At 41.3% G+C, this 25,832-nt stretch carries 18 protein-coding genes, 1 tRNA gene and 1 pseudogene; 16 read left to right on the top strand and 4 right to left on the bottom strand.

Annotated elements, in window-relative coordinates; all coding sequences use genetic code 11:
• Window positions 1-5 precede the first annotated feature (5 nt).
• The 4 genes from ACE1B6_RS02410 to ACE1B6_RS02395 all read left to right on the top strand — a co-directional run bounded on the left by ACE1B6_RS02410 (window position 6) and on the right by ACE1B6_RS02395 (window position 5,974).
• Complete coding sequence (locus ACE1B6_RS02410) at window positions 6-1,970, top strand: PAS domain S-box protein (RefSeq protein ID WP_413255635.1); 1,965 nt, start codon at window positions 6-8, stop codon at window positions 1,968-1,970.
• On the top strand, window positions 1,955-4,102 hold the full coding sequence (locus ACE1B6_RS02405) for a PAS domain-containing sensor histidine kinase (RefSeq protein WP_413255634.1): 2,148 nt from the start codon (window positions 1,955-1,957) through the stop codon (window positions 4,100-4,102). Before ACE1B6_RS02410 ends, ACE1B6_RS02405 begins: the two co-directional genes overlap by 16 nt.
• A 94-nt stretch (window positions 4,103-4,196) precedes the next feature.
• A tRNA-Ser gene (locus ACE1B6_RS02400) sits at window positions 4,197-4,288 on the top strand.
• A 414-nt stretch (window positions 4,289-4,702) separates the two neighbouring features.
• Window positions 4,703-5,974 carry a glycosyltransferase family 4 protein gene (locus tag ACE1B6_RS02395; RefSeq protein WP_413255633.1) on the top strand — a complete coding sequence of 424 codons (1,272 nt, stop codon included), beginning with the start codon at window positions 4,703-4,705 and terminating at the stop codon, window positions 5,972-5,974.
• 57 nt (window positions 5,975-6,031) lie between these two features.
• Here ACE1B6_RS02395 and alr read toward each other — a convergent pair whose 3' ends face one another.
• Complete coding sequence (gene alr / locus ACE1B6_RS02390; protein ID WP_413255632.1) at window positions 6,032-7,249, bottom strand: alanine racemase; 1,218 nt, start codon at window positions 7,247-7,249, stop codon at window positions 6,032-6,034.
• Window positions 7,250-7,477: 228 nt separating this feature from the next.
• On the opposite strand from alr, the gene ACE1B6_RS02385 reads away from it, so the two are divergent.
• The 11 genes from ACE1B6_RS02385 (at window position 7,478) to ACE1B6_RS02335 (ending at window position 22,579) form a co-directional block, all read left to right on the top strand.
• Window positions 7,478-9,547 (top strand): adenylate/guanylate cyclase domain-containing protein, encoded by a 2,070-nt coding sequence (locus ACE1B6_RS02385; RefSeq protein WP_413255631.1) that lies wholly within the window; start codon window positions 7,478-7,480, stop codon window positions 9,545-9,547.
• Between the two features lie 232 nt (window positions 9,548-9,779).
• Window positions 9,780-13,940 (top strand): PAS domain S-box protein, encoded by a 4,161-nt coding sequence (locus tag ACE1B6_RS02380; RefSeq protein ID WP_413255630.1) that lies wholly within the window; start codon window positions 9,780-9,782, stop codon window positions 13,938-13,940.
• Window positions 13,941-14,223: 283 nt separating this feature from the next.
• Window positions 14,224-14,721 (top strand): HNH endonuclease, encoded by a 498-nt coding sequence (locus ACE1B6_RS02375; RefSeq protein WP_413255629.1) that lies wholly within the window; start codon window positions 14,224-14,226, stop codon window positions 14,719-14,721.
• Window positions 14,722-15,094: 373 nt separating this feature from the next.
• Window positions 15,095-16,369: a DHH family phosphoesterase gene (locus tag ACE1B6_RS02370; protein ID WP_413255628.1), complete on the top strand. Its 1,275-nt coding sequence runs from the start codon at window positions 15,095-15,097 to the stop codon at window positions 16,367-16,369.
• A 106-nt stretch (window positions 16,370-16,475) separates the two neighbouring features.
• Entirely contained in the window at window positions 16,476-16,970 is a 495-nt protein-coding gene (gene sixA, locus ACE1B6_RS02365; protein WP_413255627.1) for a phosphohistidine phosphatase SixA, read from the top strand.
• A gap of 95 nt (window positions 16,971-17,065) precedes the next feature.
• Window positions 17,066-18,208: a citrate synthase gene (locus ACE1B6_RS02360; protein ID WP_413255626.1), complete on the top strand. Its 1,143-nt coding sequence runs from the start codon at window positions 17,066-17,068 to the stop codon at window positions 18,206-18,208.
• Window positions 18,209-18,515: 307 nt separating this feature from the next.
• Window positions 18,516-19,634 (top strand): NADH-quinone oxidoreductase subunit NuoH, encoded by a 1,119-nt coding sequence (nuoH, locus tag ACE1B6_RS02355; RefSeq protein WP_413255625.1) that lies wholly within the window; start codon window positions 18,516-18,518, stop codon window positions 19,632-19,634.
• 148 nt (window positions 19,635-19,782) lie between these two features.
• The gene (gene ndhI / locus ACE1B6_RS02350) at window positions 19,783-20,364 is read left to right on the top strand and encodes an NAD(P)H-quinone oxidoreductase subunit I (RefSeq protein WP_413255624.1); all 582 of its coding nucleotides are present in this window, start codon (window positions 19,783-19,785) and stop codon (window positions 20,362-20,364) included.
• Between the two features lie 189 nt (window positions 20,365-20,553).
• Window positions 20,554-21,174: an NADH-quinone oxidoreductase subunit J gene (locus ACE1B6_RS02345; RefSeq protein ID WP_413255623.1), complete on the top strand. Its 621-nt coding sequence runs from the start codon at window positions 20,554-20,556 to the stop codon at window positions 21,172-21,174.
• Between the two features lie 25 nt (window positions 21,175-21,199).
• The gene (gene nuoK / locus ACE1B6_RS02340) at window positions 21,200-21,505 is read left to right on the top strand and encodes an NADH-quinone oxidoreductase subunit NuoK (protein WP_413255622.1); all 306 of its coding nucleotides are present in this window, start codon (window positions 21,200-21,202) and stop codon (window positions 21,503-21,505) included.
• Window positions 21,506-21,658: 153 nt separating this feature from the next.
• Window positions 21,659-22,579, top strand: coding sequence for an NAD(+) kinase (locus tag ACE1B6_RS02335; RefSeq protein ID WP_413255621.1), 921 nt, complete (start codon window positions 21,659-21,661; stop codon window positions 22,577-22,579).
• 82 nt (window positions 22,580-22,661) lie between these two features.
• Here ACE1B6_RS02335 and ACE1B6_RS02330 read toward each other — a convergent pair whose 3' ends face one another.
• The 3 genes from ACE1B6_RS02330 to ACE1B6_RS02320 all read right to left on the bottom strand — a co-directional run bounded on the left by ACE1B6_RS02330 (window position 22,662) and on the right by ACE1B6_RS02320 (window position 25,521).
• Window positions 22,662-23,504 (bottom strand): PEP-CTERM sorting domain-containing protein, encoded by an 843-nt coding sequence (locus ACE1B6_RS02330; RefSeq protein ID WP_413255620.1) that lies wholly within the window; start codon window positions 23,502-23,504, stop codon window positions 22,662-22,664.
• Between the two features lie 739 nt (window positions 23,505-24,243).
• The gene (gene nblB, locus ACE1B6_RS02325) at window positions 24,244-24,909 is read right to left on the bottom strand and encodes a phycobilisome degradation protein NblB (RefSeq protein ID WP_413255619.1); all 666 of its coding nucleotides are present in this window, start codon (window positions 24,907-24,909) and stop codon (window positions 24,244-24,246) included.
• Window positions 24,910-25,053: 144 nt separating this feature from the next.
• Window positions 25,054-25,521 (bottom strand): CBS domain-containing protein, encoded by a 468-nt coding sequence (locus ACE1B6_RS02320; protein WP_413255618.1) that lies wholly within the window; start codon window positions 25,519-25,521, stop codon window positions 25,054-25,056.
• A gap of 245 nt (window positions 25,522-25,766) precedes the next feature.
• Between ACE1B6_RS02320 and ACE1B6_RS30030 the strand changes: the two are divergent.
• Window positions 25,767-25,832: pseudogene (locus ACE1B6_RS30030) on the top strand (IS607 family transposase); the annotation flags it as partial.

Genomic DNA, 25,832 nt, shown 5'->3' with positions numbered 1-25,832 from the left:
ATCAAATGAACAGAACAGGAAAAGACAACTCTCCACCATCGTCAATTCTACAATATGGAGTAGCATTTTTGACAGTGGGCATAGTGCTGGGAGTAAAATTACTCCTTGAGCCATTATTGGATGTAGAAATCCCTTTCCTACTCTTTTTTACTGCTGTGATTGTCAGTGCGCTTTATGGCGGAATTAAGGCAGGATTTTTAGCTACAATTTTGTCAGCATTAGTTAGCGATTACCTATTTTTGTCGCCCACTAATTCAGTTTTTGCTGTTAGTATTGGTCAAAATATCAGGTTAATATTATTTGTTTTGGAAGGACTTTTTATTAGTAAAATTATTCATCAATTAACTACAGCTAACCAGAAGATAAAATTAGGGAAACAGGCATTAAAAGAAAGTGAGGCAAGATATCGTTTATTAGTTGAATCAGTAAAAGATTATGCAATTTTCTTCTTAGATCTAAAAGGAGCAGTTGTTAGTTGGAATCAAAGCGCACAAAATCTCCAGGGATATCGATCGGAGGAAATTATCGGACGGCATTTTTCTTGCTTTTATCCAGAGGAAGATATTGCTGAAGGTAAGCCCGATCGCTATTTGCAAATTGCCGCTACTGAAGGATACATAGAAAATGAAGGCTGGCGAGTTCGCCAAGATGGTTCTCGATTTTGGGCAAATGCAATTATTACGGCTTTGAGAGATGAAAAGGGAAATTTAACTGGTTTTTCCAAATTAATGCGAGATTTGAGCGAACGCAAACAAGCGGAAGATTCTCTGCAACAGCTAAATAGTAATTTAGAATTTCGTATCCAAGAACGTACCGCCCAACTAACAGCAGCAAATCGAGAATTACAACAGCAAATCGAAGAAAGAAGGAAGGCAGAAATAGCATTGCAAAAAAGCGAAGAACTTTTCCGGGTTATCTTTAATCAAACTTTTCAGTTTATTGGATTAATGCAACCAGATGGCATTTTAATTGAAGCTAATGAAACCGCTTTGAATTTTGCTGGTTTACAGCGAGAAGATGTACTCGATCGCCCATTTTGGGAAGCTCGCTGGTGGACAATTTCCCCAGAAACTCAAGCAAGATTAAAACAGGCAATTCAAAGAGCCGCTAATGGTGAATTTATTCGCTACGAAGTAGATGTTTTAGGTGTAGGAGATACTGTCGTTACGATCGACTTTTCCATCAAACCAGTACGTAACGAAACCGGAGAAGTAGTATTACTAATTCCCGAAGGACGAGACATTAGCCAACTCAAACAAGCAGAACAAACCTTGCAAAGTTTCTTCGACGCTGCACCAATGATGATGGGAATTGTAGAATTAATTGAAGATCGAGACATTCTCCACATCGCTGATAATCCAGCTACAGCCAAATTTTTTGGTAGTGAAGTTGAAGAAATGCGAAATCGCCGGGGTAGCGAAATGGGCAGCCCCGAACAACATATTCAAGAGTGGATTAGATATTACCAAGAAGCCGATCGCACCCAAGCCCCAGTTCGTTTTGAATATCCGCATAATAACTCTGAAGGTGAACGCTGGCTATCTGCAACGGTTAGTTCGATTCCAGTGAAATTGGGCAATCGTTCCCGCTTTGCTTATATTGTGGAAGATATTACCGAAAGAAAACAAGCTGAAGCGCAAATTCGCCAACTAAATGCCGAACTAGAACAAAGAGTTCAAAGGCGCACTGCTCAATTGCAAATAGAAGTAATTCAAAGAGAAAGAGCTTTGCAAGAGTTACAGGAAACAGAAGAGGCACTGCGGCACAGCGAACAGCAATTTCGCATGGTAGCTGAATCGATGCCCCAAATTGTTTGGACGGCTTTGCCCGATGGTGCTGTGGATTATTATAATCAGCGTTGGACGGAGTTTAGCGGGATTCCTCAAGTAGCAGGACATAATTGGGGTTGGCAACCTGTTCTTCATGAAGAGGATAAACAACGGACGGTAGATGCTTGGAAAGTGCAGTAGCAACTGGAGAACTTTACGAGTGCGAACATCGAATTAAAAGGGTAGATGGGGAGTTTCGCTGGTTTCTCAGTCGCGGTTTACCGCTTCGCAGTAGTCAAGGGGAAATTATTAAATGGTTTGGTACTGCTACTGATATTCACGAACAAAAGCAGGTGCAAGAAGCTTTGCGGCAAAGCGAACAAAGGTTCCGAGTTGCGGTTGATAATATCCCGGATACCTTTGTAATTTATGATGCCGATCGCCGTTTGCAGTTTGTCAATGCCGAAGGGTTACATCGATCGCAATTACCATTAGAAGCATTTTTAGGTCGTCGAGATGAGGAAATTTATCCACCAGAAGTTACGGAAAGCTATTTACCATTTTTGCTGCGAACGGTGGAAACTCTGACTACTCAAACTTTTGAATGCACTACTACTTTACCTACTTATGGTACTTACACGACGATCGTTAGCTATATTCCTTTACTTAATGACCAAGGAAAACTCTATCAAATTCTCGGTATTACTCACGATATTACTAAGCGCAAACGTGCTGAAGAAGCTTTGCGATTAAGTTTAGAACGCTTCCGTATTGCTTTGGAAAATTCGCCGATCGTAGTGTTTAACCAAGACCGAGAACTTCGCTACACTTGGATTTACAATCCGCAACTAGGACAAAAACCGGAGGATATTCTGGGCAGAACAGATTTAGATCTCATGCACCTGGAAGATGCGGCTAAGTTAACTGAAATTAAGCGGCGAGTGTTATTAACTGGAAAGGGAGTTCGGGAAGAAGTTCACGCCAGTAAAACGGGAGAGTTTTCTTATTACGATTTGACTGTAGAACCTTTACGGGATGAGTCAGATCGAATTATGGGAATTACTGCGGCAGCGATCGATATTACGGAACGCAAACGTACAGAGGCAGCTTTGCGAGTGCGGGCACAACAACAGGCGGGGATCGCCGATCTAGGGCAAAAGGCTTTATCTGGAATCGGTGTAGATGAATTAATGAAGGAAGCTACAAGTCTAATTGCCCAGATTCTCAAGGTGGAATATTGCGAAATTTTGCAACTGTTGCCCGATGGAGAAAAAATGCTGTTGCGTTCCGCTTTTGGTTTCCCGGAAGAGTTAGTTGGAAAAGCTACAGTTAATAGTGGTTTGCGATCGCAAGCTGGTTATACTTTACACGCTTTGGAACCAGTTGTGGTAAAGGACTTGCGATCGGAATCTCGGTTTACTCCTTCCTCGCTGTTGCAAGAATATCAAATCATCAGTGGATTAAGTACGATAATTGCGGGTGTTCCCCAAGCTTTTGGTGCTTTGCAAGTTCATACAATCGAAGAATACAGCTTTACTCAAGATGATATTCATTTTTTGCAAGCCGGAGCGAATATTCTTGCAGAGGCGATTCAAAGACAAAAAGCTAGAGAAGTTTTACAGAAACAATCTGAAGAGTTAGCATTAGCAAATCGCCTGAAAGATGAGTTTTTAGCAACTATTTCTCATGAATTGCGGACTCCGTTGAATTCGATGTTAGGTTGGGCGAAACTGCTCCCGACGCGAAATTTTAGCCCGGAAACTGTGGCGAGGGCGATCGAAACTATTTCTCGCAATACTCAAGCTTTGGCGCAATTAATTGAAGATGTGCTGGATATGTCGGATATTATCCGCGGCAGATTGATTTTACAAGTTGAACCTGTATCTTTACAGATGGTAATCGAACAGGCGATCGCTTCGATTAATTTAGCCGCAGAAGCCAAAAATATTCAAATTCACTCTGATTTAGATTCCTCTGTGGGAATTGTCTTAGGCGATGGCACACGCTTACAACAAATAGTTTGGAATTTGCTTTCTAACTCGGTGAAATTTACTCCATCTGGAGGACAAATAGAAGTGCGGTTAACTAGATGTAATCATCAAGCACAAATTCAAGTTAGTGATAATGGCAGAGGTATTGGTGTCGAGTTTTTGCCTCATGTATTCGATCGATTCCGCCAAGAAGATGGTTCGATCACTCGTTCCTACGGGGGGTTAGGTTTGGGGTTAGCGATCGTCCGCTACCTAGTCGAACTACACGGCGGCACCATTCAAGCCGAAAGCCCAGGCTACGGACAAGGCTCAACCTTTACCGTCCAAATCCCCCTAGTTTAAGGACACAGATGCTTAAAACTCAGAACCCAAAAATTAATTGAAAATTGACTGGATTATCTGAGGAAAACGTGCTACTATAAATTTCTGTCACCTTGGAGAGGTGGCTGAGTGGTCGAAAGCGGCAGATTGCTAATCTGTTGATGGAATCGTAAGACCCATCCGAGGGTTCGAATCCCTCCCTCTCCGTTCTTTTCGTAAAATTAGCTGATTTTGATGCAGCACAGGACTGGTTTTCGGGACTAGGAACTGGAGACTGGGGAAAGTTTTCAGTTTTGAATGTTCCCCTGGAGTCCCTGGAACCCCAAAGGTTCGGTTATTGGCACTTGCCAAGAAGATGAGAATGGCTGAAGCTATACAGGAGAAAAGTGGAAACGAGAGATAAAAGTTGTTGTATTTCAATTTCAAACGTTAACATCTCAAGCTGAGAAGAACAATCTCTCCCACAGTCGATGCGATCGGACAAATTGATGTTTAATCTAAAAATCAAAAGCTCTTACTTAATTTTTAGAGCTAATCAGACAGCGAACCTCAAACTACTAAAACTAACAGAAACAAGATCTTTTTTAGCTGTCATTTAATCACACCAACCATTACAAAACTATGTTTTCCCCAATCAAAAAGCACATTGCTCTCATATCAGTGCATGGAGATCCAGCAATTGAAATTGGTAAGGAAGAAGCTGGCGGACAAAATGTGTATGTGCGTCAAGTAGGTAAAGCACTAGCACAAAAAGGTTGGCTAGTTGATATGTTCACTCGCAAAGCCAATTCTCAACAAGCGACAATTGTGCAACATAGTCCCAATTGTCGAACAATTCGCTTAACTGCTGGGCCAGAGGAGTTTGTCCCCAGAGATGATATTTTTGCCTATTTACCAGAGTTTGTTAATAAATTCCTCCAATTTCAGCAAGACAATCAAATTAATTACTCGTTAGTTCATACTAATTACTGGCTTTCTGCTTGGGTGGGGATGCAACTGAAAAAAACACTTGATGTGAAACAGGTGCATACTTACCATTCTTTAGGTGCTGTAAAATATAAGTCTGTCACCACAATTCCCATGATTGCTACTACTCGCTTGGGTACAGAAAAGGCGGTGTTAGAATCTGCTGATAGAATTGTGGCAACTAGTCCCCAGGAAAGGGAACACATGAGAAGTTTAGTTTCTCAGAAAGGTGAAATTGATATTATTCCCTGCGGTACTGATATTAGTCATTTTGGTTCTATTAGTCGGGAAGCTGCTAGGGAAAAGTTGGGAATCGATCGCGAAACTCAAATAATTTTGTATGTGGGTCGTTTTGATAAACGCAAGGGAATTGAAACTTTAGTCCGTGCAGTTGGTCAATCTGAAACCAGGAAAAATAATCAGTTAAAATTAATTATTGGCGGTGGATTTAGACCCGGACATAGTGATGGGAAAGAACACGATCGCATTGCCAAAATTGTCAACGAACTTGGCTTAAATGATATTACTATCTTTCCCGGAAGATTGAGCCGAGAGGCTTTACCAATTTACTACACTGCTGCCGATTTAACTGTTGTTCCCAGTCATTACGAACCTTTTGGATTAGTAACAATTGAAGCGATGGCTTGTGGTACACCAGTTATTGGCAGTGATGTTGGCGGTTTACAGTTTACGATTAAGCCAGAAGTAACTGGTTTACTTTGTCCTCCTAAAGATAGCGCCGCTTTTGCAGTGGCGATCGATCGCATTCTCAGCCAACCAAAATGGCGCAATGAATTAGGAATAAATGCCAGAAAACGAGTCCAAGAAATGTTTAGTTGGGATGGAGTTGCTTCTCAATTAAGCAACCTCTACCTCGACTTAATCAAACAACCAGTCGCAAAAGAATTAAGTACTGTGAGTGCTTAGAGATAGAGTCAAGGGAGTTAAGCTCATAAGCTTAACTCCCTTGACCTGGCTTTCCTTTTACCTTCTGCCTTCTGCCTTCTGCCTTCTGCCTTCTGCCACCGCTACACGGGGGAGGCGATGTTTAAAACCGCAAAGAATTTCCCAGGAAATAGTACCTAAAATTTCGGCCCAATCATCAGCACCAATTTGTAAATCCCCATCTTTACCCAAAATAGTTACTACTTCTCCCGATTGTAAGTTGGGAATAGCAGTAACATCGAGCATTATTTGATCCATTGTAATCGCTCCGATTTGGGGAATTTGCTGACCGCGGATTAGAACTTTCATTTTGTTAGAAAGGTTGCGAGGAATACCATCTGCGTAGCCAATTCCGACTACTGCTAGACGCATTTCTTTGTCAGCAATGAATTGATAACCGTAGCTAACACCAGTACCAGCAGCAATGGTTTTCACTTGGGTAACTCTGGCTTTTACCTGCATGACTGGTTTCAGTTCTACTACTTGTTTTAAATGAGTTGCCGGGTAAAGTCCGTAGGTAGCCAAGCCAACTCGTACCATATCGTAATGTAAGTTGCGGCTAGTTAAAGTGGCAGCTGTATTTGCTAAATGTAGTCGGGGAAATTTCCTACCTAAGTCGTTAATTTTGGTGTTGGTTAAGCGAGTAGTTATGGCACTTTTCGCTGCTGCAAACCGCCGATGTTGCTCTTTCATAATCGTCGGATCGACACTATCAGCAGTTGCTAAGTGCGAATAGATACTAGCTATTTTTAAGTTTGGACAGTGATAAACTAGCTGGACAAAATCAGCGGCTTCTTGCCAGTTAGTTCCTAGTCGTGACATTCCCGTATCTAATTTAATGTGTACAGGTAAAATTTGATTTAGGGAAGTCAAAGTCTCGGAAAAAGTTAAGGCTTGTTGCGGCGTACAAAGGGTTGGTTGTAATTGCCATTGTGCGATCGCTTGAATTTGATCTGCTGTATTCGTTGCCCCTAAAATTAAAATTGGTGCATTTATTCCCGCTTGGCGTAACTCAATTCCCTCTGGAATTGTTGCTACTCCCAGCCAACTTGCTCCCGCTTGTAAAGCCGTTTGCGCTACAGTACAAGCACCATGACCATAAGCATCTGCTTTTACCACCGTCATCAGTTGCGTTTGGGGTGCTAAAAGACCTTTCATTTGCTGTACATTGTGAGCTAAAGCTGCTAAATCTATTTCTACCCAAGCACGTTCACATCGCATTCCAGCTACGGCAGCGGTTTGATCCCAACTTAACATTCCGTCTCACTCCTTGATCGCTCACACATTTAGCCCTTTGCCAAGCATAATCAGAAAATACCTGACTGGTTTGGCAAAATTAAACCACTAAATTGATACTAGATTAACTTGCTCTTGAGCAAATTTTACATTTAGCTAACAGAGCGTGCCAAGCTTAAATCTCAGTATTAATATCATTCTACAAATATTTATCTCCAAGCTAGACTATAGGAAATATCAACTGCAATCATGAAGCAAATCCTCCCTAGTCATAAAATAATTATCTCCTTTTCAGCGATCTTTGCTTTTGTTATCCCATTTTTACTTTTGATTTATCAAGAAAACTTAACTTTGACTCATCAAGTTAGATTGATACGTCAAGAAAGGTTAAGTTTAAAATATCAACGTTACTTACGGGAACCACTAGCTAATCTAATTCAACACCGTCAATTAGCTTATTCTTACTTAAAAGGGCAAGGTTTTCTGAAACAAAATGTTTTATCTAAGCAACACCATATAGATAATTATTTTCAAGCTGTAGATGCGCTGAAAAAAGAAAAGATTTTTACTTTAGAAAATTATCAAAAATGGCAATTGATTAAACAGCAGTGGTTAGAAATTAAACAGAAAACTTTTTCTCAAACTGCTGAAGAAAGTTTTGCTCATCATACCTTGCTGATTAAACATATTCTTTCTTTAATGGCGAATGTTGGAAATTTATCTGAACAATCTCCCAAGTTAGTTATCAACAGTGATAATTCCCCAAAATATATTTTAAATCTACTACCTGCCACGGTAGAAAATTTGGCTCAAGTCAAATTAATTAGTAGTAATATAGCCGATCGCAAAAAGTGGCCCGATCGAGAAAAAGGTCGTTTAGTAACTTTGTCTCGATCGATTAAGTCTAACTCAGTTTTGAGCAAAAGAGGTATTGAAAAAATATTAGTCGAGCATCGAGAATTGCAGCCGCAACTAACAGCTTATTTTCAAGAAGCTGTTAGTTCAAAAAATCTGTTTTTAGAAATGTTAAATAAACAGCTAATTAGTCCAAAAACTATTAATATTCAACCAATAGAAATATTTGCATCTGCTACAGAAGCAATAGAATCAGAATTACGACTTTATGATGTTATGCAACCAGCTATAGATGAATTGCTAGAACTTCGCATTAATAAACTTTTAGAAACTCAATATTTAATCAGAATTTTCGGATTAATTGGGTTATTATTTGTGATTTATTTATTGATTAAAATCATCCGAAAATTGAATAGCCATAAAGAATATGAGCGAGCTTTATTGCAAGCAGAATCAAAGTATCGGAGTATTTTTGAAAATGCTACTGAAGGAATTTACCAAACTACCCCTGACGGCAAATTTATTAGTGCTAATCCAGCTTTAGCCAAGATTTTAGGTTACGATTCAGCGGAAGAACTAATTAACACAATTACTGATATTAGCACTCAAGTATATGTTGAGCCGAAGATCCGAGGAAAATTTGTTTCTACTTTGAAAAAGAATCATAAAACCCAGAGATTTGTCTCCTTAGCTCGGCGCAAAGATGGTACTACGATCTGGATTTCAGAAAAAGCGCATAGTGTGAAAAACTCCCAAGGTGAATTGCTTTATTATGAAGGGAGTGTGGAAGATGTGACTAATCGCAAAATTGCGGAAGAAGCAATTCAATATCAACAGGAACAAACCGAAAGGTTATTATTTAATATTTTACCTGGACCGATCGCCGTGAGATTACAAATGCAGGAGAGTACTATTGCTGATAGTTTCTCGGAAGCCACAGTTTTATTTGCGGATATTGTGAATTTTACCGAACTTTGTACGGCTATTCCGCCTACAGAATTAGTGAAGTTGCTCAATGAAATCTTTTCGGTATTCGATCGCTTAGCCGAGCAATATGGCTTGGAAAAAATTAAAACTATCGGCGATGCTTATATGGTAGCAGGGGGAATTCCGATTTTCCGGGAAGATCATGCAAAAGCGATCGCAGATATGGCCTTAGATATGTTAAAAGAAATTAAAAATTTTCATACCAAAGAGGGACAACCATTTAGCATTCGTATTGGAATTAATAGTGGCCCTGTGGTAGCAGGAGTAATTGGAATTAAAAAGATTATTTATGACCTTTGGGGAGATACCGTAAATATTGCCAGCCGCATGGAATCCCAAGGTGTTCCTGACAAAATTCAGGTAACGGAATTTACTTACAAAATTTTATGTGGTAAATATTTATTTCAGGAAAGAGGGATGATTCCCATTAAAGGTAAAGGAGAAATGAAGACATATTTTCTGATTGACAAGCTGTAAAAATGGCACAATAAAGGTAGGTTTCACTAGATTTAAGTTAAATTAAGTGATTAAGAAAAACAACCGCTAGTTTGGTGATGGAGGGGTGTTTTCTTCGGGAAACGTGGCAAATTTAGCTAAATTCAGCAATCAAACTAAAATTAGCTAAACTGTCAAGATAGCATTCTTGCTGAATCATTGTTTGACCCATGAAAATCCAATTAGGTAGAACTTTACGATTAATGTATATCTTATGAGAATTCGCCTTTTACCTTACTTAGCAGCACTGTCAGCAGGAATGGTAGTTCTGGCTGGTGTCTCGACGATCGATCGCGCCGAAGAACAACGTTTCCGGGAAAATAATCGCGCCGATATACTGCATCAACTCAGTACTGTTCGCGCTAAATTAGAAGGCGCTTTAAACTCCCGATTATTTCTCGCACGAGGCTTAGTAGCTTACGTTTCCAATCATCCCGAAATTGACCAAGCAGAATTTGAACGTCTTGCTAAAGTGTTAATTTCACAACAAACTGGCATTGGTAGTGTGGCATTGTACAGGGATTCGATAGTTTCTCATATTTACCCTTTGAAAGGACATGAAGCAGCGATCGGATTCGATCCGACATCAATACCGGAAGAACGAGAGGCGATTCAAAGAGCAATTAATAGCAGAAAAACTGTCATCGCAGGGCCAGTAAATTTAGTAGAAGGGGGTGTAGGTTTTATCAACCGCACTCCCATTTTTCTTTCACCTCCCAATCAACTCCCGGAAACTGGGAGATATTGGGGATTAGCTGGCGTAATTGTAGACAGAGACACGATTTTTCAAGAAGCTGGACTGATAAATTCAGGAAAAGCGGAAAAAGTAGAATTTGCTTTGCGGGGAAAAGATGGATTAGGTGCAGAAGGCGAGGTATTTTTCGGCAATGGCGGGATTTTTCGCAAAAATCCGGTAATTTTAGAAATAAAATTGCCTAACGGTTACTGGCAAGTAGCAGCAATTCCGGTGGGTGGTTGGCAAACCCAAGCACCAATTTCTTATTGGTTGCGAATTGGTGGGGGAATTTCTGCTGTATTAACTGGTGTTTTGGTGTATATTTGGGTGCGATCGCCGGACAAATTACGCCAAGCCGTACAAAGAGCAACGATCGCCTTAAAAGAATCAGAAACTAAATATCGCGAATTAGTCCAAAACGCCAACAGCATTATTTTAAAGGTCGATCCCGAAGGGAATATTACCTTTTTTAATGAATTTGCTCAGCACTTTTTTGGTTATTCGGAAACAGAAATTATTGGACAAAATATAGTGGGAACTATAGTTCCCTTTACTGATAATTCTGGTCAAGATTTAGCAATATTAATGAAACAAATCTTGCTACATCCAGAAAGGCACAAAGATCAAGAAAATGAAAATATTCGCCGCAATGGAGAAAGAGTTTGGATTGCTTGGCGAAATAAAAGTTTATTCGATCTAGATGGAAACTTTACTGGTTTGCTTTGTATTGGGACGGATATTAGCGATCGCAAACAAGCCGAAGCCAAACTGCAAGAATCAGAACAGAAATTCCGCACCCTTTATGAAGCTACAAGTGATGCCGTAATGCTGTTAGATGAAACAGCATTTATTGACTGCAACCGTGCTACTTTAGAAATGTTTGGTTGCAGTAATAAAGAAGAATTTTGTGGCAAAAACCCTGCTGATTTTAGCCCAAAATTCCAAGCAAAAGGCGAAGATTCTGCTACACTTGCCGCCCAAAAAATTCAAATTGCTTTGCAATTAGGTAAATGTCGCTTTGAATGGCTACATTCTCGACTAGATGGTAGTATATTTCCCGCCGAAGTTTGGTTAACTTACATGGAATTAGTAACAGAAGATAATCATGGTTTACCTCGGCAAGTTGTCCAAGCAGTAGTGCGCGATATTACCAAAAGAAAGCAAGCAGAAGAAGCGTTACGTGCCTCACAACAAATGTTACGTTTGGTGATGGATAATATTCCCCAAGCTATCTTTTGGAAAGACCTGAATTCAGTTTATCAAGGTTGTAATCAAAGGTTTGCAGAAGATGTTGGCTTAACAGATCCAGCCGCAGTTGTCGGGAAAACTGAATACGATATTTGTGAGAGTGAAAGCCAAGCAGAGTTCTTACAAGAGATCGATCGGCAAGTGATGCAAAGTAATATCCAAGTCACTCAATACTGTGAATTTTTTAAATTTAAAAACGGTCGAGAAGCTTGGTTAGAAACTAGTAAAATTCCCCTGCATGATGGCGAAGGAAATGTAGTCGGAATTTTAGTAACTTACGAAGACATTAGCGAACGCAAACGCACCGAAGAAGCCTTGCGCGAAAGTGAAAATAAATTCCGCTTATTATTTGAACAATCAGGAGATGCCATACTGTTATTACAAAACGATAAATTTATCGACTGTAACCAAGCCGCTATAGAAATGATTCGTGCTAGCAGCAAAGAGCAATTATTAAACTTACATCCGGCTCAATTATCACCAGAAAAACAACCTGATGGTAGCAACTCTTTGATAAAAGCCAATGAAAATAATGCCTTAGCGATTAGTCGAGGTAACTGGAGATTTGAATGGATACATAAACGTTTAGATGGCTCAGAATTTCCAGTAGAAATATTACTGACAGCGATTCCTTTGCAAACTGAAAAAGTTCTCCATGTAGTTTGGCGTGATATCACCGAACGCAAACGTGCCGAAGAAGGTTTAAAAGCTAGTGAAAGACGTTTACGCAGACAAAGTACGGCTTTGTTAGAATTAGCCACTAATTATAAACTTACCTGCGGTGATTTAGTAGTAGCAATTCAAGCAATTACCGAAACTGCGGCTAAGACTTTGGAGTTGGAAAGAGCTAGTGTATGGTTGTATAAACCAGAGAAATTAGGAATTATTTGTTTAGATTTATATGAACGGAGTAGCGATCGCCACTCATCAGGAATAGAATTATTATCTGTAGACTACCCCAACTATTTTGAAGCTTTGCAAACCGAACGCATCATCGCCGCACATGATGCCAATACCGATCCAAGAACCAGCGAATTTTCAGTTAATTACCTAACTCCTTTAGGGATTACTTCCATGTTAGACGCACCAATTAGATTAAGTGGGCAAATGATTGGGGTAATCTGCCACGAACATATTGGAAATGCACGTTTTTGGACTATAGAAGAAGAAAATTTCGCCGCATCTTTAGCCGATTTTGTCGCCTTAGCAATGGAAGGCGCAGAACGTCGTCGTGCTCAACAAGCACTTTTAAAAGCTAATGAAGAATTAGAAATGCGCGTTGAAGAAAGAACAGCCGCCTTAAAAGAATCTAATCATCAATTAGTAGTAGAAATCCGGGAAAGAAAACGTTCCGAGGAAGCCTTACGCCAAGCCGAAGAAAAGTATCGGAAAATTTTTGAAAATGCCATAGAAGGAATTTTCCAAACCTCAGTAGATGGACGTTACTTAAGTGCAAATCCCGCATTAGCTAGATTGTACGGTTACAATTCACCCGAAGAATTGATGAATTGTATCCAAAATGTTGAACAGCAAATTTATGTCGATCCCCAACAGAGAACGAAGTTTATTCAATTAATTGAAAAACAGCAAAGCGTATCAGGATTTGAATCCCAAGTTTATCGAAGAGATGGTAACATTATTTGGGTTTCCGAAAATGCGCGTGCTGTCCGAGATGAACAAGGAAAAATTCTTTATTATGAAGGCATAGTAGAAAATATTACCAAACGGAAAGCAGCAGAAGAAGCATTACGCTATCAACAAGAACAAACCGAAAAATTGTTATTAAATATTTTGCCTCAACCGATCGCCGAACGCCTGAGAAAAGAAGAAAGTACGATCGCAGATATCTTTAAAGAAGCCACAGTTCTCTTTGCCGATATAGTCGGATTCACCGAACTATCAGCGAACATTCCCCCCGTAGAACTCATAGAAATGCTCAACGAAATATTTTCCACCTTTGACGAACTAACCGAAGAACATGGCTTAGAAAAAATTAAAACTATTGGTGACGCTTATATGGTAGTGGGAGGATTACCAATTCCGCGGCAAGATCATGCTCATGCGATCGCTGAAATGGCATTAGATATGAAAACACAGATCGATCGTTTCAACCGCCAAGCCGGACAAAACGTACAACTCCGAGTAGGCATAAATACAGGCCCCGTCATCGCAGGCGTAATCGGCATTAAAAAATTCATCTACGACCTTTGGGGCGACACCGTAAACACCGCCAGCCGCATGGAATCCCACGGACTAGCCGGAGAAATCCAAGTCACCACCACAACCTACGAACTCCTAAGAGACAAATACCAATTTCAAAAACGCGGCAACATCCCCATCAAAGGCAAAGGAGAAATGACCACCTATTTGCTTACCGGAAGAATGCTTTAAGAAAGGCAGGGGGCAGAGGGGCAGGGGGGCAGAGGGGCAGGGGGGCAGAGGGGCAGGGGGGCAGAGGGGCAGGGGGGCAGAGGGGCAGAAAATAAAACTTAAAACTTAGAACTTATTCCCTAACTCAAAACGCAAAACTTTCCCCCATCCCCCTATCCCCCCATCTCCCCATCTCCCTTGCCTCATCTCAAAAAAAATTTCTGTCAACTCAAATGAGGTACCGAGATTATACCGATTATAATCTTGACATAATCACTAAATTATCCACGCAATTTTAATTCTCATGGGCAAGGTTCTGGTGTTAAATGCCTCTTATGAACCGCTCAACATCACCAGCTGGCGACGGGCGGTTATCCTATTGATCAAAGGTAAAGCAGAGCAAGTCGAACACAATGGGAAATATATTTATGCAGAATTTCCCTTACCAACCGTGATTCGATTGCGTCATTACGTCCGGGTTCCCTACAAAGATATTCCCCTGACCAGACGTAATATATTGCACCGAGACGGGCACAGTTGTCAATATTGCGGTTACACAGGAGATGATCTAACCCTCGATCATGTTCTACCTCGTTCTCGCGGTGGAGGCGAAAGCTGGGAAAACATGGTAACAGCTTGTGTCCGTTGCAATATCAGAAAAGGCAACCGCACGCCCTCCGAAGCAAATATGCTATTAAGGAGTACACCGCGAAAACCCTACAGCAGCTTATATTTTGAAGTTGCTAAATACATAAAAAGTGGTACGCATCAAGAGTGGCGAAAATATGTGATCGGTGTTTGAAAAACCTGCACGAAATCAAGTGCAGGTTTTTTTGTAACCGAAGGGGTGGGGAGGTGGGGAGGTGGGGAGATGGGGAAGTTTATTAACTCAAAACTCTGTAAGAGCGGGTTTTGTTGTTAAGTTTTCTGTTGCTAGTATAAATTTACCTACTAAACCCGCCCCTACAATTCAAAACTTAAAACTTTTCCCCTTCTGCCTTCTACCGAAATAAATACTCAACTTGGGGGTATGTACAATCTGGATTTTTTTGCGAAGATCGAAGAGAAGCAACTTAACTCAACCTGGCGAATGCTGCTTTTTAGCCCAGCATAGTCAGAGGAAATAAATTGTACATTCTAGACTTCGTACAGTACCCTTACCCCTTTTTAATATTATGCAATCTCGTTCGATCGAGTCACTCGACCGTTTAGCCCTATTAGCTGATTCTCCCGTGGAACTAAAGGCAAATACAGCCAATACTGAATCTCATCCTAAACGTTCAGGTTCGTCTAGCCAAGAATGGGGAAACGAACCTAACAGACGTTCACCGAGTCAATTATCCTCTCAGAAAGCCCAAGCTCTCCAACAAACCTTAGAGCGTCACCGAGAGGAAAAGCAAATTGTCGTAGTTCAAGATTTCCCAGACCCCGATGCCTTATCATGTGCTTGGACGTACCAATTAATCGCCCAACAATATGGCATTCAATGCGACATTGTTTATGGAGGGACCCTAAGTCACCAAGAAAATATTGCCTTGGTGAAACTGACTAACCTCCCAGCAATGCGTTGGGCACCTCAAATTCTGAGAAACAAAGATTTATCGGTTTACCAAGGTTGCGTCTTAATCGATAACCAAGGTACAACCAGCCAATTAATGTCTCAAGTCCAGCAAGCGGAAATCCCCACAATTGTAGTAGTTGACCATCACCAACTACAAGGCAACTTACAAGCTGAGTTCATCGATATTCGTCCAGCTGTACGTGCCACTTCGACAATTTTTACCCAATACTTGCAAGCGGGATTGCTGGAATTAGACAACGGCATCAGCGAGCACGTCAAATGTGCTACTGCTTTGATGCACGGTTTGCGCTCTGATACTAATGGTTTGCGACAAGCGCAGGAAGAAGAATTTTTAGCTGCTGCTTATCTCAGCCGTTTTTACGATCCGCAAATGCTCAATGCAATTTTACAAGCAACTCGTTCAAAACGAGTCATGGATGTAATTGAGCGAAGCTTGAAAAATCGGATTGTGAAAAATAATTTCTCCATTGCTGGAGTTGGTTATTTGCTTTATGATGATCGCGATGCAATTCCCCAAGCTGCTGACTTTCTAGTAACAGAAGAAAACGTTCATACGGCAGTGGTTTATGGTATTGTTCATGATGAAGATAAAGAACGGGAATTGGTAGTTGGTTCTTTAAGAACGAGTAAATTAACTCTCGATCCCGATGAATTTATCAAGGAAGCTTTTGGACAAGATAACCAAGGACGTTTCTTTGGTGGTGGACGTTCAATGGCGGGTGGTTTTGAAATTCCCATTGGTTTCTTAGGTGGCAGTAATGAAAATTCGGAATATGCCAAATTGAAATGGGAAGTTTTTGACAGCCAAATTAAGCAAAAGCTGTTAAAACTAGTTAATCCTACTCATAACCTAATTGAAACCGAATAGTTAGGGAAAGGCGAGAAAGTTCAGATTTTAGATTTTTTGCTCAATTCAATATACAATCAAGAATCTTGAATCTGTTCGTGAAGCTTGTAGGTTAGCACGTAAGTCAATGTTGGAATTGTATTTGCTGCGTCATGGCATTGCTGCGGAAAGAGAAGAATATTCGGAAGATGCGTTAAGACCGCTGACAGGTGAGGGGAAGCGGAAAACTAAGCAAGTAGCGCAGCAGTTGTTTGATTTGGGTCTGCGTTTTGATTTAATTTTGACTAGTCCGTTGGTGCGGGCTCGTCAAACTGCTGATATTCTAAAAGCGATCGGACTAAGTTCCCAGCTAGAAGAATCAACTTACTTAACTCCAGAAGGTAATATTTACTCTTGGTTAAGTTGGTTAGAGGAGTGGCAAAACAAAGGTGGTAATAATTTAGCATTAGTTGGTCATGAACCAAACTTAGGCGAATGGACAGAAATTTTGGTTTGGGGAGAAGCTAAAGGCAATTTGTTAGTCAAAAAGGCAGGAGTTATCGGCGTGAAAATTCCAGAAACTGGTTCTCCTGTCGGGCGTAGTTTGCTATTTTGGCTAACACCACCAAAGTTTTTGCTGTAGGAACTGTTAAATCATTTCGGTGCTAAACGTAACAGGCTGAGACTTTCTGGTAAGTTAGCCTGAAGAGATATTCATGTAAAGCAAAGAGTAAGGATATGACCGTCTGCGAGTATAGACCAGGTTTAGAAGGAATTCCCGCTGCTGAATCCGCTATTAGTCATGTTGATGGACAACGGGGAGTTTTGGAATATCGGGGTATTAAAATTGAAGAGCTAGCAGAAAAAAGCAACTTCTTAGAAACAACCTATCTGTTAATTTGGGGTAAGCTACCGACTAAGCCAGAATTAGAAGCTTTTGAATCAGAAATTCGTTATCATCGTCGGATTAAGTATCGCATCGTCGATATGATGAAATGCTTCCCGGAAAGTGGTCATCCGATGGATGCTTTGCAAGCTTCGGCGGCAGCGTTAGGGTTATTCTATTCTCGGCGCGATTTGCACAATCCAGCTTATATTCGTGCAGCTGTGGTGCGGTTGATGGCAAAAATTCCGACGATGGTAGCGGCTTTTCAGTTGATGCGGAATGGGAATGAGCCTGTGAGACCTCGTGATGATTTGGGTTATGCAGGTAATTTTCTCTATATGCTCAATGAAAGGGAACCAGACCCATTATCGGCCAGAATCATGGATATTTGCTTGATTCTTCATGCTGAACATACGATGAATGCTTCGACCTTTTCGGCGAGGGTGACTGCTTCGACTTTGACTGACCCTTATGCGGTGGTAGCTTCGGCGGTGGGGACTTTAGGTGGGCCTTTACATGGCGGCGCGAATGAGGAAGTAATTGCCATGTTAGAAGAGATTGGCTCGGTGGAAAATGTCCGCCCTTATTTAGATAATTGTTTGGAACGGAAGTCGAAGATTATGGGCTTTGGTCATCGAGTTTACAAGGTGAAAGATCCCAGAGCGACTATACTTCAAGGTTTAGCGGAGCAGTTGTTCGAGAAGTTTGGTTCTGACAAGTACTATGAAATCGCTGTGGAGTTGGAACGGGCGGTGGAAGAGAGATTAGGACATAAGGGAATTTACCCAAATGTTGACTTTTATTCTGGTTTGTTGTATAGGAAGATGGGTATTCCCACTGATTTGTTTACGCCGATTTTTGCGATCGCTCGTGTAGCTGGCTGGCTAGCTCACTGGAAAGAACAACTCGAAGAAAACCGCATCTATCGCCCCACCCAAGTTTACACCGGATACCACGAGTCTCATTACACCCCGATGGAGAAGCGGTACTCTTGAGAAGGCAGAGGTGTAGGGGAGCAGGGGGGCAGGGGAGCAGGGGAGAATTAGCACAAGGAAAGTAAGGATAAAGTTTAAATTTCTCCTTGTCCCCTTATCCCCTTGTCCCCTTGTCCCCTCTGCCCCCCTGTTCCCATTAGTCTGTCTGAGGGGTGATTATAAGTAGAAATTGTGATTACATAAGCTGGGGTGTAGTCCCTGCAACGATATACTATGCAGAGAAGTTCTAAAAAAATCTTCACAAACTCAGAGACCGATGATTAACGGTTGATTGGTTTGGGCGAGAAACAGAAAAATATCGACAAACATGAACTCAGGAATAGACCTGCAAGGCATTTTTATTAAGTCTCTGACGGACTTTGGCATCCCATCGGGAGCAGCTAAAGCCTTATGGCTTCCCCTACCGATGTTGTTGATGATCATCGGTGCAACGGTAGGCGTATTAGTGACCGTTTGGTTAGAACGGAAAATTTCTGCGGCGGCGCAGCAACGGATTGGCCCGGAATATATGGGGCCTTTTGGGGTGTTAGCGCCCGTAGCCGATGGAATTAAGCTGGTTTTTAAAGAGGATACAGTTCCGGCGAAGACTGATGGAATTTTATTCACTTTAGGGCCAATTCTCGTAGTTATCCCGGTGTTTTTGTCCTATTTAATTGTGCCGTTTGGACAAAATTTGGTGATTACTGACATTGGGATGGGTGTATTTCTCTGGATTGCTTTTTCCAGTATTGCGCCGATTGGTCTGCTGATGTCGGGTTATGCCTCGAATAATAAGTATTCGCTACTGGGTGGATTAAGGGCAGCGGCACAATCGATTAGTTATGAAATTCCTTTGTCTTTGTCGGTGATTGCGGTGGCGATGATGTCGAATAGCCTCAGTACGATCGACATTGTAGATCAACAATCTAGTTTGGGAATTCTCAGCTGGAATATCTGGCGACAACCTCTAGGTTTCCTAATTTTTTGGATTTGTGCTTTAGCAGAATGCGAACGGCTACCTTTTGACCTTCCCGAAGCAGAAGAAGAACTAGTTGCAGGTTATCAAACCGAATATTCCGGGATGAAATTTGCCCTATTTTATCTTGGTTCTTACGTTAACTTAGTTCTCTCAGCTTTAATCTTTGCGGTGCTGTATTTGGGAGGTTGGAATTTTCCAGTTCCTATTGAAAAATTGGCGAGTTGGTTAGGAGTTAGTGAAGCTAATTCCTGGTTACAAATTATCACTGCTTCTTTGGGTATCGGCATGACTGTACTCAAAGCTTACTTCCTGGTATTTTTGGCAGTTTTGGTACGCTGGACTGTACCTCGCGTCAGAATCGATCAATTGCTAAATTTAGGATGGAAGTTCTTACTACCTGTTGGTTTAGCAAACTTGCTATTAACGGCAGCTTTGAAGTTAGCATTTCCAGTTGCGTTTGGCGGGTAGTTATTAGTCATTAGTCATTGGTCGTTGGTCGTTGAAAAAGTAAGTCAATCAGTAAATGAAAAATTGCTCTTTCTCACAAATGACGAATCACAAATGACGAATGACAAATAACAAATGACAAATGACAAATGATAAATGACGAGAGATTATGAAATTCCTCAAACAGGTTGGAGATTACGCGAAAGAGGCAGTTCAAGCTGCTAAGTACATTGGTCAGGGTTTATCTGTAACTTTTGACCATATGCGTCGCCGTCCAATTACGGTACAGTACCCTTACGAAAAATTGATTCCTTCGGAACGGTTTCGGGGTCGGATTCACTTTGAATTTGATAAGTGTATCTCTTGCGAAGTTTGCGTGCGGGTTTGCCCAATTAATTTACCTGTAGTGGATTGGGAATTTAATAAGGAAACGAAAAAGAAACAACTCAAACACTACAGTATTGATTTCGGAGTTTGTATTTTCTGTGGCAATTGTGTGGAATATTGTCCAACTAATTGTTTGTCAATGACAGAAGATTATGAGCTTTCGGCTTACGATCGCCACGAGTTAAACTACGATAACGTGGCTTTGGGTCGCTTACCTTATAAGGTCACAAACGATCCAATGGTGACACCTTTGCGCGAATTAGTTTACTTACCAAAAGGTGTAATTGACCCCCACGATTTGCCCCCAGGTACTCGCGGTGCTGGTAAACTACCAGAAGAAATTCTCCAAGAAACAGAGAAATAGGAACTGGGGATTGGGGACTGGGGATTGGGGATTAGGGACAGGGATTCCTGAAAATCAAGCATTCCTGAATTAATTTAGGTTTACTTATTCCCATAAATAGGAAATAACTAAATCTAAAATTACCCAGTCCCCAATCCCTAATCCCCAGTCTCCAATCCCCGAATTAACGTTATTAAAGGACGAAAAACTGTGAATTTAGCAGAAGGAGTTCAAATTGTTTCTTTTGGACTGCTGTCATTAATGATGATTGGTGCAGCACTGGGAGTAGTGCTGTTGTCTAATATTGTCTATTCAGCTTTTTTGCTGGGTGGCGTGTTTATTAGCATTGCCGGATTATACATTTTGTTGAATGCTGATTTCGTGGCAGCAGCACAAGTGCTAATTTATGTGGGAGCAGTGAATGTGTTGATCTTGTTTGCCATTATGTTGGTAAACAAACGGCAAGATTTCGCGCCTCTTCCTAATGCTTGGGTGCGCCAAGGAGCAACAGCTTTAGTTTGTGCTGGGTTGTTTGTGTTGCTGGGAACGATGGTTTTGGCAACTCCTTGGACGACAACAAATGTGCTGGGTACTCTCCCGGCAGAATCTACCATTGTGAGAATTGGAGAGCATTTTTTCACTGACTTTTTGTTACCTTTTGAATTGGCTTCTGTATTGTTGTTAATTGCAATGGTAGGGGCAATTATTTTGGCTCGTCGGGAGTTCTTACCAGAGGAAACAATGTCTCCAGAGGCCAAACAACAACCAGCTTTAACTTTACCGGAAAAACCCAGAGAGTTGTTAACAGCTGGTAGCGATAAAAAGGGTTAAATTTTGAGTGGGAAGTTCAGAATTCATGCAATTACAATATTTTCTGCTATTAGCAGCGGCTCTTTTCTGTATTGGGATTTATGGATTGATTACTAGCCGCAATGCTGTGCGGGTGTTAATGTCGATCGAACTATTGCTCAATGCGGTAAATCTGAATTTGATGGGGTTTTCTAATTTTTTAGATCCCCAAGCAATTAAAGGACAGGTGTTTACAGTATTTGTGATTACTGTTGCTGCGGCAGAAGCAGCGGTAGGTTTGGCGATCGTACTGGCGATTTACCGGAACCGCGATACCGTGGATATGGAGGCGTTTAATTTGTTGAAATGGTAATGGGGGACTGGGGATTGGGGACTGGGGATTGGGGACTGGGGATTGGGGAGGATTTTGGTTTTGAGTTTTTCCTCCTGCACCTCTGCCTTTCCCAGTTTCCAGTCTCTAATCCCTAATCCCCAATTACCGGAATAATAGGAGTGTGTTATTTAAGTGGATTTAAAGCACATAATTATTGCACACAAGGCAGGAGATAATCTGAGTCGGCAATGGGCGGAAAATTGTGCGCGACAGTTGGAAAAGCGGAATTGTCAGGTATTATTGGGGCCAAGTGGAGCGAAGGATAATCCTTATCCGGTTTTTTTGGCTTCATCAATTCACAAAGTAGATTTGGCGTTGGTGTTGGGTGGGGATGGTACGGCATTAGCTGCGGCGAGGCATTTAGCGCCAGCGGGGATTCCGATTTTGGCGGTAAATGTGGGGGGACATTTGGGGTTTTTGACTCAGCGGTTTGAGGAATTTAAAGATACAGAAAAAATTTGGGATCGGTTGGCGGAAGATCGTTATGCGATTCAACGACGAATGATGTTGCAGGCGATTTTGTTTGAGGGCGATCGCACTAATCTAGTACCAATGAGTCAGCGGTTTTTGGCTTTAAATGAAATGTGTGTGAAACCTGCTTCTGCCGATCGAATGCTGACTTCAATTTTAGAGATGGAAATTGATGGCGAAGTGGTGGATCAGTATCAAGGTGATGGGTTAATTGTGGCTACGCCTACGGGTTCCACTTGTTATACTGTTTCTGCTAATGGGCCGATTATTCATGATGGGATGCACGCGATCGCAGTTACTCCCATTTGTCCTTTAAGTTTAGCCAGTCGTCCCTTAGTTTTACCTCCTGGTTCCGTGGTTAGTATTTGGCCTTTGGAAGATTATGATTTAAATACTAAACTTTGGATGGATGGTGTTTTAGCAACTTCAATTTGGCCCGGACAAAGAGTGGATGTCCGCATGGCTGACTGTCTGGCTAAGTTTATTGTTTTACGGGAAAACTATTCTTATTATCAAACTTTACGGGAAAAACTAATGTGGGCTGGTACGAGAATTCACTACAACAATAACCATCGTCACTGATAGAAAAAAGAAAAAAGCAAATAGTTGCGCTTCAGCGCGAAAGAAAGGCGCTGAAGCGCAACTACGTACCGAGAAAATATACTTACGAAACTTTACGAGCTTGGCGTTTGCGAGATGCAGCCATTGCGCCTGCTACTAATCCTAAACCGAGAAGAGTCGCAGGTTCGGGAACTTTCATTGTCGCACCTACTAAGGAAAAGTCATTATTTGCAGGGCTATCTCCAGAAACATTAAATCCTTGAGTTGGTGCTGATAATTTCAATCCGGCAATTTTTGTATCACCAAAGGGATTCAAAATGCTATACCAACCACCACCAGAATTAGTTGAGGCGCTAATAGCTTCAATTATAGTGTTAATCCCCAAATCTGCTACAGACCAGCGTGCCTTAGTATTGCCAGTACCAGTAAGATCTGCGAGTACTTTGAGAGTTCCTGTTAACCAACCACCATCACCAGCAGACAGGAAAGATACTTCATATACCTGATCTCCTTTGTGTCCAGGTTTGTACAAGAAACTTAAATCGATCGATTCTAGAACACCAGTTTCTGGGAGAATTAAGTCGATATATTCGCCAAGGTCAATCTCTCCAGAAACAGCATCAACATTACTCTTTGATACGCCTACACCCAAGACTGAACCGTTGTAACCGTCATCTGATAACTTGTTGTCAACTACTTCTTTACCTTGTAGTTTAGCGTTACCTGCATCTGCACCAGCAATTAATTTAAACCCGTCGCTTGTCGTACATTCCTTGCTTAATGTGGAGTCGAGTCCACCACCTTTGGGTAGTTCGTCTACTAAAGAAGCACAAGTTCCTAAATCAGTTTTGTTGGTGAAGTTGAAAGCTTGTGCGGGAGTAGTGGACATTAAGAGAATGCTGCTAGCGACTAAACCAATAGTTGGGGAAATTTTGTTGAGTTTCATAAGATACCTCGAAGAAGTTCAAAAATTTTCTGTTAGTAAAAACACTGTTGTATTCGGTGGTTAATTGTTGGCAAAGGAACAATTTCACCGCTCGAATAGATGCTTGTTTTCAGCGACTGATAAGTAAAAATCTGAAATAGGAATGGTATGTACCTTTGTTGTCAAGGAGCTTCCCGATCCAAGCTGTATCAATTCCTTTCGGCTCTTTGAGTAAGTTTTCTGATTGAAGAAGAGATTGCTTCTGATCTGAGGGTTACTTACTTTTAATCGCTTAAGTGAATTCGTTTCTTAAGATATTGGTTTTACAGAGCCAGCTAGGAGATTTAAGTATTTTCTCTTCAGTGCTGTATTCCTGTTAAACAATATATGCAAGTAATACCTAAGTGGCAATGTATAAACTGATTATTTGGCGGATCTTTATTGTCTCTTTAAAAATCAGAAGTGTTTTTTGTGGAACTGATAAAGTTAGTCCGTATTTTTTCAGAAGTTCTTTATGTTTTTCTTAAAAAAAATTAGTAACCGCGGAGTTTATTAGCAAAATTAATACCTTTTTAGGATACATAGATTCTTGATTTACTAATAGTTTTGATTAGGATATTTATGTTAGAAATAATCCCCTACTTGCCAAAAGTAAAATAAGGATAAGTAGGGGATTTTTGGGTTAAATGGAGGAGAAAAAGACGCTTTGGGAAAAGTGATAGGTAGTTTTCTCAGTTAGAGAACTGGGAAAATACTTAACCTAAGCGATCGGCAAAGAGTTCCTAGCTTCTTGGGCAATTTGCTCTACTTCATCGTTGGTCATTGTTTGCAGTATAGCGAGGGCTTCTGGGCTACCTAAACGATTGAGTGATTGGACTAACCGAAAGCGAATATGCCAGTCTGGATCTTTGGCATAGTCACTGAGAAGATGAACTGCACGTAAATCACCTAATTCACCGAAGGAACTGATGGCGGCTATTTTGACTAGATCTACTTCCGATTTCAAAGCTTCTTCAAGTAGGTCAAAAGCTCGGTTGTCTCCCATTTCTCCTAAAGCGGCGATGATGCTAACTTGTAGCAACCACTCGGAGGTATTGCGGTAAATTTGTTCTAAGTCTGGGAAAGCTTCTTTAAATTTTAAAGCTCCCAGACAGTCAGCGGCGGCGGCTTGTACGTCTACTTCGGAGTCGTTTAGTAGGCGATCGCGCAAGATATCAAAAGATTTTGTCAGATTTTCCCCGCCAAGGGTGTCTAATTGACTGACAGCAGCATAACGAACTCTGGGGTTACTGTCTTTGATGGCGATTTGAATTAGCCGAAAGGCGTTACGTCTGTCTAACTGACGTATTTGATTGACGGCGCTTAAGCGATCGCCAAGTTCTTCTGAACGAAGCAATTTTTGCACAGACTCAGGGGTGATGCTCATTTGTCAGTAAGGAGGTTTTTCAAAAAACAAAGCTAATTGGTCACAGGTCAAAAGATTTGAGATTTTAAATTTTAGATTTTAGATTGTCCGATCGCAAATCTAAAATCTCTAGTAATTCCATGACAAATGACCAGGACTAATAAACTAGTCTTGACTGGCTGCCATTGCCCGAATAATATCTCCACGGGTGAGAATACCGATAATGTGTTCGCGATCGTCAACTACTGGCAAGCGACGAATGTTTTTGTCGTGCATTAGTTGTGCTGCTTTCTGCAAGGGTTGATCGGCTTGAGTGGTAATTAACGAATCTTTCGTCATCACTTCTCCCACTGTTTGCCCCAAAGCTTTGTGTAAGTCTCGCTCATAACGGGCAGGATTTTCTAAGTAAATCACGCTATCGAGAATCATGATATATGCTGGAGGAGTCACTCCTGTTTCCCGCCACATTAAATCTGTTTCCGAGAGTACACCCACTAATTTGCCAGTCTGATCCACTACTGGCAGTCCACTGATACGTTGCTCTGCCATAATTTTAATCGCCTCTTGGAGAGGTGTTTCTTGCCGCACTGAAATTGGATCGCGGCTCATTACATCGGCAACAGTTTTGGGCATAATCGACTAAATTCTTCCTGATCAATTCCCCGGCTATCCTATTGTAGGAAATAATAGGAATGAACTGGGTGTGATTTACAGATTATTAATCATTGGGGACTGGGGACTGGGGACTGGGGACTGGGGACAAGGAGACAAGGGGACAAGGAGACAAGGAGACAAGGGGACAAGGGGTTCGTTAACTGCTCCTAAAATTTTACCTAAACCTTTCTAGACCTACTCAAAAGATGTGCTAAACTGCCATTATGAGTAAGCTAACCAGATCGGAAGCAGCAAAAATCAAAGGGGTGTCAGTTTCCACGTTGAGAAGG

This window comes from Floridaenema fluviatile BLCC-F154, from assembly GCF_041929135.1.
In the GTDB taxonomy this organism is placed as follows: domain Bacteria; phylum Cyanobacteriota; class Cyanobacteriia; order Cyanobacteriales; family Aerosakkonemataceae; genus Floridanema; species Floridanema fluviatile.
The sequence above is the reverse complement of the archived record's forward strand: the minus strand, read 5'-3'. Positions and strand labels throughout refer to the sequence as shown.

Coding starts and splice junctions, on each gene's coding strand:
- ACE1B6_RS02410 (WP_413255635.1), top strand. CDS start 6: ATGAACAGAACAGGAAAAGACAACTCTCCACCATCGTCAATTCTACAA.
- ACE1B6_RS02395 (WP_413255633.1), top strand. CDS start 4,703: ATGTTTTCCCCAATCAAAAAGCACATTGCTCTCATATCAGTGCATGGA.
- alr (WP_413255632.1), bottom strand. CDS start 7,249: ATGTTAAGTTGGGATCAAACCGCTGCCGTAGCTGGAATGCGATGTGAA.
- ACE1B6_RS02385 (WP_413255631.1), top strand. CDS start 7,478: ATGAAGCAAATCCTCCCTAGTCATAAAATAATTATCTCCTTTTCAGCG.
- ACE1B6_RS02380 (WP_413255630.1), top strand. CDS start 9,780: ATGAGAATTCGCCTTTTACCTTACTTAGCAGCACTGTCAGCAGGAATG.
- ACE1B6_RS02375 (WP_413255629.1), top strand. CDS start 14,224: ATGGGCAAGGTTCTGGTGTTAAATGCCTCTTATGAACCGCTCAACATC.
- ACE1B6_RS02370 (WP_413255628.1), top strand. CDS start 15,095: ATGCAATCTCGTTCGATCGAGTCACTCGACCGTTTAGCCCTATTAGCT.
- sixA (WP_413255627.1), top strand. CDS start 16,476: ATGTTGGAATTGTATTTGCTGCGTCATGGCATTGCTGCGGAAAGAGAA.
- ACE1B6_RS02360 (WP_413255626.1), top strand. CDS start 17,066: ATGACCGTCTGCGAGTATAGACCAGGTTTAGAAGGAATTCCCGCTGCT.
- nuoH (WP_413255625.1), top strand. CDS start 18,516: ATGAACTCAGGAATAGACCTGCAAGGCATTTTTATTAAGTCTCTGACG.
- ndhI (WP_413255624.1), top strand. CDS start 19,783: ATGAAATTCCTCAAACAGGTTGGAGATTACGCGAAAGAGGCAGTTCAA.
- nuoK (WP_413255622.1), top strand. CDS start 21,200: ATGCAATTACAATATTTTCTGCTATTAGCAGCGGCTCTTTTCTGTATT.
- ACE1B6_RS02330 (WP_413255620.1), bottom strand. CDS start 23,504: ATGAAACTCAACAAAATTTCCCCAACTATTGGTTTAGTCGCTAGCAGC.
- nblB (WP_413255619.1), bottom strand. CDS start 24,909: ATGAGCATCACCCCTGAGTCTGTGCAAAAATTGCTTCGTTCAGAAGAA.
- ACE1B6_RS02320 (WP_413255618.1), bottom strand. CDS start 25,521: ATGCCCAAAACTGTTGCCGATGTAATGAGCCGCGATCCAATTTCAGTG.